Origin of the sequence: Thalassobacillus devorans MSP14, from assembly GCF_000496835.1 — a bacterium.
Lineage (GTDB): Bacteria > Bacillota > Bacilli > Bacillales > Halobacillaceae > Thalassobacillus > Thalassobacillus devorans_B.
Genome location: NZ_KI543237.1, coordinates 126,761 through 139,003, shown reverse-complemented (window position 1 = coordinate 139,003; position 12,243 = coordinate 126,761). Strand labels below are relative to the sequence as shown.

The 12,243-nt window shown below is 41.5% G+C and carries 15 protein-coding genes and 1 other RNA gene; 10 read left to right on the top strand and 6 right to left on the bottom strand.

Annotated elements, in window-relative coordinates:
* Nucleotides 1–14: 14 nt before the first annotated feature.
* Nucleotides 15–875, bottom strand: coding sequence for a GNAT family N-acetyltransferase (locus tag P855_RS0111195; RefSeq protein ID WP_235062637.1), 861 nt, complete (start codon nt 873–875; stop codon nt 15–17).
* Nucleotides 876–1,112: 237 nt separating this feature from the next.
* Here P855_RS0111195 and smpB point away from each other — a divergent pair, with 237 nt between their 5' ends.
* Nucleotides 1,113–1,574 (top strand): SsrA-binding protein SmpB, encoded by a 462-nt coding sequence (gene smpB, locus P855_RS0111190; RefSeq protein ID WP_028783656.1) that lies wholly within the window; start codon nt 1,113–1,115, stop codon nt 1,572–1,574.
* A gap of 125 nt (nt 1,575–1,699) precedes the next feature.
* Nucleotides 1,700–2,040, top strand: a transfer-messenger RNA (tmRNA) gene (gene ssrA, locus P855_RS21820).
* A gap of 609 nt (nt 2,041–2,649) precedes the next feature.
* On the opposite strand, the gene P855_RS20825 is transcribed toward ssrA, so the two are convergent.
* On the bottom strand, nt 2,650–2,850 hold the full coding sequence (locus P855_RS20825; RefSeq protein WP_051353184.1) for a hypothetical protein: 201 nt from the start codon (nt 2,848–2,850) through the stop codon (nt 2,650–2,652).
* Between the two features lie 183 nt (nt 2,851–3,033).
* Here P855_RS20825 and P855_RS0111180 point away from each other — a divergent pair, with 183 nt between their 5' ends.
* On the top strand, nt 3,034–4,005 hold the full coding sequence (locus tag P855_RS0111180; RefSeq protein WP_028783655.1) for a cation diffusion facilitator family transporter: 972 nt from the start codon (nt 3,034–3,036) through the stop codon (nt 4,003–4,005).
* An 80-nt stretch (nt 4,006–4,085) separates the two neighbouring features.
* On the opposite strand, the gene katA is transcribed toward P855_RS0111180, so the two are convergent.
* Nucleotides 4,086–5,549 (bottom strand): catalase KatA, encoded by a 1,464-nt coding sequence (gene katA, locus P855_RS0111175; RefSeq protein ID WP_028783654.1) that lies wholly within the window; start codon nt 5,547–5,549, stop codon nt 4,086–4,088.
* A 693-nt stretch (nt 5,550–6,242) separates the two neighbouring features.
* On the bottom strand, nt 6,243–7,163 hold the full coding sequence (gene murB, locus P855_RS0111165) for a UDP-N-acetylmuramate dehydrogenase (protein ID WP_028783653.1): 921 nt from the start codon (nt 7,161–7,163) through the stop codon (nt 6,243–6,245).
* A 305-nt stretch (nt 7,164–7,468) separates the two neighbouring features.
* On the opposite strand from murB, the gene ilvD reads away from it, so the two are divergent.
* The 4 genes from ilvD to P855_RS22275 all read left to right on the top strand — a co-directional run bounded on the left by ilvD (nt 7,469) and on the right by P855_RS22275 (nt 10,594).
* Nucleotides 7,469–9,163, top strand: coding sequence for a dihydroxy-acid dehydratase (ilvD, locus tag P855_RS0111160; protein ID WP_028783652.1), 1,695 nt, complete (start codon nt 7,469–7,471; stop codon nt 9,161–9,163).
* A gap of 90 nt (nt 9,164–9,253) precedes the next feature.
* A complete protein-coding gene (locus P855_RS0111155; RefSeq protein WP_028783651.1) occupies nt 9,254–9,703 on the top strand; it encodes a DUF2243 domain-containing protein in 450 nt (149 codons plus the stop codon).
* Nucleotides 9,704–9,717: 14 nt separating this feature from the next.
* Complete coding sequence (locus tag P855_RS20820) at nt 9,718–10,152, top strand: hypothetical protein (RefSeq protein WP_051353183.1); 435 nt, start codon at nt 9,718–9,720, stop codon at nt 10,150–10,152.
* A gap of 277 nt (nt 10,153–10,429) precedes the next feature.
* A complete protein-coding gene (locus tag P855_RS22275; protein WP_161628818.1) occupies nt 10,430–10,594 on the top strand; it encodes a hypothetical protein in 165 nt (54 codons plus the stop codon).
* A gap of 26 nt (nt 10,595–10,620) precedes the next feature.
* Here P855_RS22275 and sspL read toward each other — a convergent pair whose 3' ends face one another.
* Together sspL and P855_RS22400 are read right to left on the bottom strand one after the other, a co-directional pair.
* Nucleotides 10,621–10,761, bottom strand: coding sequence for a small, acid-soluble spore protein L (gene sspL / locus P855_RS21815; protein WP_084315682.1), 141 nt, complete (start codon nt 10,759–10,761; stop codon nt 10,621–10,623).
* Nucleotides 10,762–10,896: 135 nt separating this feature from the next.
* Nucleotides 10,897–11,055, bottom strand: coding sequence for a hypothetical protein (locus P855_RS22400; RefSeq protein WP_200865953.1), 159 nt, complete (start codon nt 11,053–11,055; stop codon nt 10,897–10,899).
* Between the two features lie 148 nt (nt 11,056–11,203).
* Between P855_RS22400 and P855_RS0111130 the strand changes: the two genes are divergently transcribed.
* The 3 genes from P855_RS0111130 (at nt 11,204) to P855_RS0111120 (ending at nt 12,223) form a co-directional block, all read left to right on the top strand.
* On the top strand, nt 11,204–11,443 hold the full coding sequence (locus P855_RS0111130; protein WP_028783650.1) for a hypothetical protein: 240 nt from the start codon (nt 11,204–11,206) through the stop codon (nt 11,441–11,443).
* 245 nt (nt 11,444–11,688) lie between these two features.
* Entirely contained in the window at nt 11,689–11,874 is a 186-nt protein-coding gene (locus P855_RS0111125) for a hypothetical protein (protein ID WP_028783649.1), read from the top strand.
* Nucleotides 11,875–11,920: 46 nt separating this feature from the next.
* On the top strand, nt 11,921–12,223 hold the full coding sequence (locus tag P855_RS0111120; RefSeq protein WP_028783648.1) for a DUF4212 domain-containing protein: 303 nt from the start codon (nt 11,921–11,923) through the stop codon (nt 12,221–12,223).
* The last annotated feature ends 20 nt before the right edge of the window (nt 12,224–12,243 follow it).

Here is a 12,243-nt window from a genome sequence, read left to right as displayed (position 1 = left end):
CTTTTCTAGATGCGCTATAACCATCTACTATAGAGCCGCCAGGGTTTTTGGACTTCAAAAATAGATGGATCCGGAATGTTTTTGAATCCTGTTTCGGAAAAATCAAACCAGGCTCCAGCTGCTTCCGGGTTTTCGTCCCAGTTATGATAGACAGTTTCAAAAAAGCCTGGCTGCTCGTAGTGATCATTCCAAAAATACTTTACATGGGTATGAAGACTTCCCTTCTGATCGTTACGGAATATGACAAACCTGTCCTCCGACGGGCTTACATAAAAAGTGCATTCATCTAAGTAGTCATCAGTAAATAAATTTTTATCAAATGGGAGCGGGTAATAGCATTCATAAGGGAAAACCTCTAGAGCATTAGATGTAAGTCTGGACAATAGCTTCCTTTTTTCATGAAGCTCATTTATCCTGTTCCATATCGGCCCTGTAGCACCTGGATACACAGCTTTTGATTTTAAAATAGCATAGTAATGGACAGGTCCGGGTCTCATTCCTGATCTTTCAATTACGCGCTGAGCAGGGTAATTATGGGTTTGAGTATTAGCACCGATCCATTCTATATCTGGATCTTTACTTAATCGTTCAGCAATGTGGGTCATTACCTCCGTGCTATATCCTTTTCCGGTATAGCGTCGATCACTACGCATCCTGCCGAGCATGGCAAATTTATCAGCAAAAGTGGTGTATCCAGCTACACTCATCAAAGTTCCTTCTTGAAATAAGCCAAAAATTTCGTGCTCTTTCGATTCGATAAGTCTTGGAAAGATGCGGATGACATAATCATCTTCAATTCCTGTATCCATCTGTTTCAGGTTATCTAAATCTTTCCGATCCAGTTTTCGGATATTCATCACTTGTGGTTTTTCCACTTACCCCCGCCCCTTTTTATACATTAAGATATGTTTAACCATCGTAAAGAATTGAAGTATAAGAAAAATTAAGGCTTCCGCCATAAGTGTTTGGCGATAAACCAAGTTTTCTAAAAGAAATTCCCAAAAATATAATCGCACATGCTATTTACGATTGTCTATTCCCACGCCTGTTTATTGGAATAAGCCCTTTTTTTTGGTACAATAATCTTCACGGCAATTAGAGGAGGAACCATTATGCCAAAAGGAAAAGGGAATGCAATTGCACAAAACAGAAAAGCCAGTCATGATTATTTTATAGAAGAAACTTTTGAAGCCGGCATGGTTCTGCAGGGAACAGAAATTAAATCGATCCGGGCGAAGCGGGTCAACCTGAAAGACAGTTTTGCCACCATCCGAAAAGGAGAAGTGTTTCTCCATAATATGCATATTTCTCCATATGAACAGGGGAACAGGTACAATCATGAACCGACACGGACGAGGAAGCTGCTCCTTCACCGCAAAGAAATCGACCGTTTAATCAGTGCAACGCAGCAAGAAGGCTATTCTTTAGTACCGTTAAAAATTTATATTAAGAATGGCGTGGCAAAAGTGTTGCTTGGCCTTGGGAAAGGTAAAAAGAAATACGATAAACGTCAGGTATTGAAAGAGAAACAAATGAAGCGGGACATCGACAGAGCGTTGAAAGAGAGATACTAAATGATGGTAATGCTGTCAGACATCTCTTTTGATTATGTGTGAAGTTATGTTATAATGGTAGTTGTCGATGAAGACAATAAGCACAATTAAATAATAGCTTGCCTATTTAATCCTAACGGGGACGTTACGGATTCGACAGGGATAGGTCGAGCTCAGGTTGCAAGTCGAGGCGACGGCTCGTAAAACGTCATTTGCCTAAATATAACTGGCGAATCTAACGATAACCTAGCTCTAGCAGCGTAAGCTGACTTGAGCTGATCCTTCCTGGCATTGTCCGTGTGCCAGATTGAAGGGTCCCAAACTGAAGCGGACTACGCGTTTCTCCACCGCCTGAGGAGAGACGAAGAGACTAATCAGGCTAGCGCCTGGGAAGCCTGTTGGTAGGCTGAACAGGTGGCGAAGCATAATATACCGACTACGCTTGTAGAAGCCTGAGTGCCGATATCTCTGGACGTGGGTTCGATTAGTTAATAGTCGCCTTATGTGGTAACACATAAGTGAAAATCTGGCTTTATCGGTGAAACCTAAGTCACCTAGCGTGATAAGGCAATACCGAGCGGTATGTGGAGTAATCCAACAGCCGTGTATCGACTTATAGGCTGCCAACCTGATTTGGTAGTACTAGGATGTGAACTCTCCTTAAAGGAAGTCTATGGTTCGCATAATACGCCAGAGGACCTTAAAGAACAGGTTCAAGATATAGTCAGTGCCATGACGAAAGCATGGAAGCGCACGTCCCACCGTCTCCATCAAACTACGTAGATCAGCTAAAGCTGGTCTATTTTTTATGTTTTAATATTTCAATATTTAAAAAATGATAGATTAAATAATAAAAAGCAATTCAACATTTCCGTTCAATATGAATTAAATCATAGATGAAAAAACTTTTCCTCAAAAGATAATTTCCTCTTTAATGCCTCTTTCGAATATTTTCCGTTCCTTACGGTTACAAGCTTATATTCTTCTAATATCAACAATGCTCGCTTATGCTTCCAGGCAACTCGTAGAAATTTATGAACATGATTTAAAACAGCTAATACTTCGGTTTTTAATTTAATGTTTAGGGTATAGGAATTTAAATGTGTATCCGGGTTATAATTCTTTTTATTAATAATTGTTCCCCACCTAATGATTGTAGATATATGAGAAGTTCCTTATCGGTGGAAGAAATGGTGATGCAGGGTCTTCTATGTTCATTTTTATGGATTCTTGTTAAAGTGATGCTTCCTTCTCCATCAATTATTCCTGCCATATAGACGGCTTCCCAAGCTTTCATATCATTTCCTCCCTTTTATATAGGAACATACGTTCTTACAATCATTATATGCTAAAAGTAGAATTATTACAGTTTTTTAGAGTAATTCTTTTTGTCAGATAGGTGTGAATGCATTATCAGTAAGTTAAGGTTAATAATAAGAAATCAGAGGGAATTTATTTCACTTCAAGAGGAGTTGGACATATGGCTTTCATCGAACTTCTGAAAAAAGGTAACAAGTCGTCAGGTGTGGCTGCACTGGGGAACACCGGACTTGCGATCATCAAGAGCATAGCGGCAGCAGTAAGTGGGAGCGGGGCCATGATGGCTACTGCAATCCACTCCATCGCAGATGCTACGAACCAGGGGCTTGTGTATTTCGGAAGTGCTCTGGCAGAAAAAGAGCCGACCAAACGGTTTCCGACCGGCTTCGGCCGGGTAGTTAATTTATTTGTGCTGGTCGCTGTCATTATCATCGGCATTATGGCATATGAAACGATATTAAAAGGGTGGGAAATCATCCAGCACCCGAAAGCATCGACAAGTTTTTGGCTCAACGTACTGATTTTACTGGTATCTATCGCTGTCGATGGTTTTATTTTAATCAAAGCGATGAAAGAAATAGTCAAAGAATCTCGAGCGGATGCCTCAGGCATGCAGGTGATTTCTGCATCATTTAAAAACATCAAATATGCAGCTCCGCCAACAAAGCTTGTTTTTTATGAGGATATCATTGCAACATCAGGAGCAATTTTGGCTTTAATAGCCGTGGTTTTAGCCCACTTCACCGGCTTGTATATCCTGGATGGAATAGGAACAATACTGATTGGTGTATTGTTGATCATCATCGCATTGATGCTTGGGTACGAAAATACGATGGGGCTGATTGGGACTGCTGCTCCGGAAAGTGTAGAAAATAGGATCGCTTCCATTATTATGAGCGATAAAGACGTTGAAGATATCAAAAGGCTTCGTATTATCCGCGAGGGAGAAAATTATCACGTGGATGGTACTATCGAGTTAAGAGGAGGGATGACGCTGGCAGAAGCTGATGATATCAAATACAGGGTAAGGGACAACGTGTTAGAGGATCCCGATGTAGATGATGTGGTGATTGCAATTATTGAAACAGATCAGATACAAAACTGGAAAATGAAAGATGTAAAGAACAAATAATGTAAAAAGGAGATTCCCTGCTAAAGAGAATCTCCTTTTTCTAATTGATAAAAATCAAAAATAATTGAGAATGGGAAGGATCAAACTTCCTGTTTAACCGACAATCCCAGACCTTCTGCGACACGCTGACCGTACTCCGGATCGGCTTTATAGAAATGCTGGATTTGCCGATGTTTAATTACATCACTTTCTACTGGCTGCATAGCACCGATAATGTTGGAAATAAGGCGTTCGCGCTCTTCCTCGGACATTAGGCGGTACAAATCTCCAGCCTGCGTGTAGTGGTCATTATGATCATAAGCAACGCTTTCTGCCACCCCTGATACTGGGTACGCTGCTTGTTTGGCATCTGAATGCTCAATGGGGCCGCCGGCACTGTTTGGTTCGTAATAGACCGAACTTCCGCCGTTATCATCGAAACGCATTTGTCCGTCACGTTGATAATTGTTTACTTCATTCCGCGCACGGTTGATCGGCAGTGCGTGATGGTTGGCTCCCACACGATAACGGTGGGCATCGTGGTAAGCGAACAAGCGTCCCTGCAGCATTTTGTCAGGGGAGACATCAATGCCTGGTACCAGTGTGCCAGGAGAGAAGGTAGCTTGTTCTACTTCAGCGAAATAGTTCTCCGGATTTTTGTTCAACACCATGCGGCCGACTTCCATCAATGGATAGTCTTTCTGGGACCAGACTTTAGTGACATCGAATGGATCAAAGCGGTAAGTTTCAGCATCTTCAAGCGGCATTATCTGAACATATAATTTCCAGGCTGGATAATCGCCTTTTTCAATAGCATTGAAAAGATCTTCTGTATGGTAATCAGGGTTTTCCCCTGCCAGCTTTGTCCCCACTTCTTCTGTTAGATTTTTGATACCTTGTTCTGTTTTAAAATGATATTTTACCCAGACGCCATGTCCATGTCCATCTGCATTTGTCCATTTAAATGTGTGGCTGCCGAAACCATGCATATGCCGGTATGTAGCTGGTATACCTCGGTCTGACATTAAAATGGTAACCTGGTGCAATGATTCTGGTGATAAAGACCAGAAGTCCCAAACCGCGTCAGGGTTCTTCAAGTGTGTTTTCGGGTGACGTTTCTGGGTATGAATGAAATCAGGAAACTTAATTGCGTCCCGTATAAAAAAGACCGGCGTGTTATTACCGACTAAATCATAGTTGCCTTCTTCTGTGTAAAATTTGACAGCGAATCCCCGTGGGTCACGGACAGAGTCAGCAGATCCATTTTCTCCTGCTACGGTAGAAAAACGTACGAATAACGGGGTACGTTTTCCTACTTCAGACAAAAAGTCAGCTTTCGTATAATTGGATACATCATTAGTAACTTCAAAGTAGCCATGTGCCCCTGCGCCTTTCGCATGCACCACGCGCTCAGGTACCCGTTCTCTGTTAAAGTGGGCCAGCTTTTCCAGTAAGTGGACATCCTGAATCAGGGCAGGTCCACGGGAACCTGCGGTAATGGAGTTTTGATTGTCTCCTACGGGGGCTCCCCAGCTAGTCGTCAATTTATTTTTATCTTTGCTCATAAAGTACCACCTCGTATGAAATATTTTCACAACCTGAACTAATGATAACACTTCTCAATGAAAAATCAATATCTTTTTATAATTATTTTAATTTAATACTTAGGGGGATGTTATAGCTGACTTAATCAATGCAATTATCAAGGAGAAGAAGACAAGAAAAAAACTTGGCTTTCACCAGGTTTTTCCAATGATACTCATACTTTTATACGACAAGTCTTTTATAAAAGTAAAAACCTTCCGCGACTGTTTTTGCGTGTCACGGAAGGTTAAGAAAGGTTAAGTATTTGAGAGCTGTATCTATTTATTTTTTTATCCCTAAATTCAAGCACTTTTCATCACCCTGGACCGTTGACTGACTGCTTTGAGAATAAACAGTTTATCCTGCCTGGTTAACATCTGCCAACTACGTACTTTGATTTTCATGAATTTTCTCTCCTTAATTAGTTTGGAATATCGTGGAGATCATCATGGTGAAAAGGGAGGGGAAGGATCTATACCGGTATATAAGCTTTATACCGCCTTTTGCTGGAGGTTAAACAATAAATCTTTCTACAAACATCGAGTTGACTAAGCTGAAAAATGTCGTTTAATGACGATTGTGTGTACTATGTAGTTGAGGAATGAGAAGCATTGTAGGATTTTGCCGAAAAGAAAAAAGAAAAAACTGCACATACCAGGATGTGCAGTCACCATTTACTCAGGATCTTCACCGATAATCCGGACTTCCCGCTCCAAATCGACCCCGAATTTTTCTTTTACTGTTTTTTGTACATGTTCAATTAAAGAAATATAGTCAGTAGTGGAAGCATTATTTTTATTTACGATGAATCCGGCGTGTTTCGTGGAAACCTCAGCACCGCCTATGCTCGTACCCTGAAGTTTACTGTCCTGAATCAATTTGCCGGCGAAATAGCCTGGCGGGCGTTTGAAAACACTTCCGCATGACGGGTATTCCAAAGGCTGCTTAGATTCCCTTTTATACGTCAAATCGTCCATGACAGCTTTGATATCTTCATAATTTCCCGGTTTTAAATTGAAAGTTGCCTCGAGGACAATATCACCGTTATCCGGTATATTGCTGGTACGGTAATCTAAATCGAGTTCGGAAGCCAGCCGTTTTACAAGGTTTCCTTCTTTGTCGACCACATAGGCATAGTCGAGTACGTCTTTGATTTCTCCGCCGTAGGCCCCGGCATTCATATACAGTGCTCCTCCGACTGTGCCCGGGATTCCGCATGCAAACTCTAAGCCGGATAAGTGTTGTTTTAAAGCGTAGTAGGAAGTATCGATGATCCGTGCTCCGCTTTGTGCTACGACAGTATTGCCTTCTGCGGAAATATCGTCAAGATGTTTTAAATTGATGACAATCCCGCGGATGCCACCATCTTTGATAATCAAGTTTGAGCCATTTCCGAGTAAGGTGAAGGGTACATTTTCTTCATTGGAGAACTTGACCACATTTTGTACCTCTTCATAAGAGGTCGGGGTGATAAAGAAATCAGCCTTTCCGCCAAGTTTGGTATATAGGTGGTCTCTCAGCATTTCATCGACTTTCACATTTTCTTCTTTTACAATTTCCATCAATTTATCATAGATTTTCTGTTTATTTCCCATGTACATCATTCCCGTTAAAAAATTATGATCGTCACCAGTCATTCTAATATATTAGCATATGAGCAGTACCCAGGTGAAGTTACAAGGTGTTTACGTGCAAGTTCCAATACTTTTTGTCCTTCACATAACTGTCAAAATTTTTATATAGGCGATCTGACAATAAAGAAAGCGCTTTTATTATGTAAAAACTTGATATATTCAGAAAATTAATTGCGAAGCAGGCGACAAATTAGTATCATTACATAATAATAGTCTCGATTCAGGTTAATCGTCTGACTTAAATATCTGAATAGGAAGGTGTACCGATGGAAAACAAAAAGGATTTACGTATACGCAGTAAAGTGATCAGTGAAGGCGTTAACCGTGTTCCGAACCGCTCCATGCTCAGAGCAGTCGGATTTGAAGATGAAGATTTTAAAAAGCCCATGATCGGTGTGGCTAGTACTTGGAGCGAAGTAACCCCTTGTAATGTACATATCGATCGTCTGGCACGAGAAGCCAAAGGTGGTGCTTCAGACAATGGCGGAGCGCCTATGATTTTTAATACCATTACTGTTTCTGATGGTATTGCGATGGGGCATGAAGGGATGCATTACTCCCTGCCCAGCCGGGAAGTAATTGCCGATTCGATTGAAACCGTGACAAACGCTGAACGACTTGATGGCGTCGTTGCCATCGGAGGATGTGATAAAACGACGCCAGCTTGTGTGATGGCAATTGGGCGAATGAATATACCTTCCGTCTATGTATATGGAGGGACAATCCAGCCGGGGAAATTGGACGGAAAAGATATTGATATCGTTTCTTCTTTTGAAGCAGTAGGTCAATACCAGGAAGGCACAATAAATGATGAACAGCTTCACAAGGTAGAATGCAATGCATGCCCGGGCGCCGGTGCCTGTGGCGGTATGTACACAGCCAACACCATGGCATCTGCAGTGGAAGCTTTAGGAATGAGTATCCCAGGTTCATCTTCCACTCCGGCGGTAAATGATTATAAAGAACAAGAATGCCGCCAGGCCGGTGAATTAGTGGTTGAATTGTTGGAGAAAGAAATATATCCAAGGGATATCATGACAAAAGCAGCTTTTGAAAATGCAATCACAGTTGTCATGGCGCTGGGAGGCTCAACTAATGCTCTCTTACATTTAACTGCAATGGCTCATTCAGCTGGCGTCGATCTTTCGCTCGATGATTTCGAGCATGTACGTAAGAAGGTACCATTTATCGCAGATATGAAGCCGAGCGGGAAATATGTCATGCAGGATCTTTATGAAGCGGGCGGTGTACCAGCTGTCATGAAGCTGCTTCATGAGCATGGATTACTGCACGGCGACTGCATGACGGTGACAGGAAAAACAGTAGCTGAAAACCTGGCGGAAGCTCCACCTTTAAAAGAAGGACAGAAAGTAATTCTGCCGTTTGATAAACCAATTAAACCTGAGGGACCGCTTGTTGTACTGCGGGGCAACCTGGCACCTGAAGGAGCCGTCGCTAAAATGTCAGGCTTGAAAATCAGCCGCTTTGAGGGCCCTGCACGAGTTTATGATAGTGAGGCAGACGCTACAAAAGCGATTGAAGGCGGAGAAATTAAAGAAGGGGATGTGCTGGTCATTCGCAATGTTGGCCCTAAGGGTGGACCAGGCATGCCGGAAATGCTCTCAATCACATCAATGATCGTCGGAAGAGGGCTTGGCGGCAAAGTGGCTCTGATCACGGATGGGCGCTTCTCAGGGGGGTCTCATGGCTTTGTCATCGGCCATGTCGCCCCTGAAGCCGTCGTGGGAGGACCAATTGGGCTCCTGGAAGAAGGGGATACCATTACGATTGACAGTGAAACACAGGAAATTAATTTTGATATAACAGAAGATGAATTTGAACAGCGTCGTCAGAAATGGCAGAGACCGGAACCTAAACACAAAACAGGTGTACTTGCAAAGTATGCTCGTCTGGTTTCATCATCTGCAAAAGGTGCAGTGACAGATTTGGAATTGGATTAACAATAGAGAGTCAGCCTGGGGCTGGCTCTTTTTTATGTATAAAAACCCCCTATATTGGTAACAACGATAGCAGGATAGGTGGGATTAATAATGAATAAAAAAGATAAAAATTTATTCTTTGCCGCTTTAATATTAGGACATGGAATTCTGGGAGCGGTTGATGGCATCGTCTTTCACCAGCTGTTGCAGTGGCACCACATGATTGATAGCGGGAATATTCGTATGGAAATTATAACGGATGGGCTCTTTACAGCAGCCTTCTCTGCCATGCTTATCTGGGGCGGTTTTAAAATATTTTTTGATGCAAAAAATAACCAGTTAGGGACAAGTGGTCATTTATTTGTCGGAGGAATGTTCATCGGTGGAGGGGTCTTCAACTTAATCGAAGGAATTGTCGACCATCATATTCTCCAAGTTCATCGAGTAAGGCCATTGTCTGAGAATCCACTTCTTTATGACCTGGCATTCCTGGCTTCTGGTTTATTGTTAGCGGGCATCGGTTTTATGATAAAACGGCGGGCACGTTTGACAAGTCAGTGAAAGAGGGAGATACTGTGAGAAATTTATGGAGTTATTCCAGTCTGTTTTTGTTGTTCTTAGTGTTATTCTTCTATTTCACCAGCACAAATGATCATTTGCATTCTTCTGGGCATCCTGCAGTGGAAATTCCGGAGGGAGTGGAGGTTCCAGAAGTCAAAGTCAGTGTTGACCAATTGGCTGATGGATCCTGGCTGCTGCAAGTCGATAAGAAGAATTTTACATTCACCCCGGAGCTGGCTGGTTCATCTGTAATTGATTTTCAAAAAGGCCATGGGCATATATATATTAATGGGGTAAAGATAAACCGGTTGTACGGTGAATATTATAACTTAGAACTTCCAAAGGGTAATAACGCAGTCAAAGTAGCATTGGTCTTGAATAACCATCAACGCATTTTATACCAGGATGATGAAATATCTGATCAAGTAGAAGTCCATGTTTCCAGCTGAAAATAGGAAAAAGGAGCGCTGTAAGGTGCTCCTTTTTCATTGTCTAGGAAATTATAAAATTTCTTTGTGTCGATAACTTTAAATAGTGGGTCACATCCAGCTTCAGCGCCTACCCCCTCGAAGTCTTAAGTCAATCCTCTTTGTGATTAGAAAAACTTGGCTTATCGCCGCTTCCTAATGGCGAAAGCCTTAGTTTTTCTTATACTTTGATCCTTTAATACAAAGAACGTCACACCGAGGCTTGTCTTAAGCTTGTCGGAGGCCTGGAGGACAAGGAATGCTTCCCAGAACAACATCGCACGAAGAAAAAGTGGTCTTCTTTTTCGAGGATGCAGGTCAGTTCGACGTTGGCACACTAGAACTACTTCTTAGAATGTACTTCGCAGAAAAAGACAAAGTCTTTTTTGAGGACGTGCCGCTTTTAGTCGAACGTCATTACTAGCAAGGCGCTTGCGCTTTTGTTCTTTACTAAATTTTTGTATTGCTTTTTTTGGCTCGTTGTTCTAACTGGGATTTGGGCTGCTGTTCAGCTGTGTCTTCTGTAAGCCCTTGAGGGTTTATATTAGGAGCAGATTGCCCCTTGCTTCTGTTTGTCGATTTCTTGCTCATCTTCTTCACCTCCAATCCTTAGCCTGCCAACTATTCCATATATTCATCCTGCATACAGCTGTATAAAGATAAGAAACGAACCCATCCTGACAGGAGAGTCCGTTTCCTTTATTTAATCTTGACCTAAAGGCCAAGTTACCCTTGCTTGTGTTGTTGGTTCTGCCCAGCCATGTTCGTCAAACTTGGAATCATATTTTGCAATTGACCGCCCTGGCCAGTCATCATGCTGTAAGTTGCCGCTCCGATACCTACAGATGCAATGATGGGAAGCCATTGGATATTTCGTCTTTGCACTCCTCATACACCCCCTTCCCTTTACATCATTAGTTTGCTTATCCTTGTCACTTTGATGTGTGTGAACTATTTCCATGAGTAATGTAATCATGTTTTAACCGTTCCCTTCCTGGGAACTTGTTCTAAAAAAAGAAGGTGGGAATATTTTATGACTAACAGTGGTTTCAATACATTAAAACCTGGAAATAATTATTCCGCTCAGGAACTGGATAGTTTTGTATCAACAAAAGATGTATTGCTTCTTTCTAACAATGGGAGTCACCTATTCACTGAGCCGGATCGGGAGTATAAGGTTATCCAGGAGTTTGAAGGTTTCTTTGAACATTCTTCTCAAGATGGAGAAAAATATTATCGGGAAAAGAAAGCCTATGTTGTAGAAAAAATATAAAATTTCCTTAACCCCAGGACAGCCATATCAAGACTGTCCTGGGGTGTTTTAGTACAGTAGGAAATGGTTTTATATTGATATATAACTTGACAAATAAACTGCAACTTTAGAATAATAGCAATAGAAATAATTTTCTGTCATTTACTAATGGAGTAAAGCATGGAAGGGGGCATATGGTTTCTAACTAAATACATAAACAAGATCTGACATTTTTTGATAACGCTTTCAAAGGTGGTTGAACACACATGATTTGGGTTTTGATTTTCGCAGTGATTACCGTGGTATCTGTAGTCATTGCCTTAAACAAGAAAAAGCCGTTTTTCCTGATTGTGCCGTTTCTTTCTGTGTTTATTTTTATGCTGGTGAAAATCATCATGATTCCGGTGCCATTTTGGGAAACGATCCGTTTCATTTTTAACTTGCGCAGCTAAGCGGCTTGAATAACATTAACAAAACATTGAAGGGAGGTGACCGAACATGAAGAAAATCGAGAAAAGTGTAGCTGACGCTTATTTCCGTGCCAGGACAACCATGATCATCATCTATTTAGCTATCGGGATTCTTGTTTCTTATGGTGTAGTTTTATTTGCGGAGCCATTATCTCAGATCGCCTTCAATGGGTTTCCCTTACATTATTATATGGGCGCTCAAGGGGCAATTTTGACTTTCATTATTCTACTATTCATTAATGCTGTTGTGAGCGATAAAATCGATAAAAAGTATGGCATTGATGCAAAAAGAAATGAATCGATAAGTGCTGGCAAAACATATGATCATTAATTCCAAAAAATATACTGAAT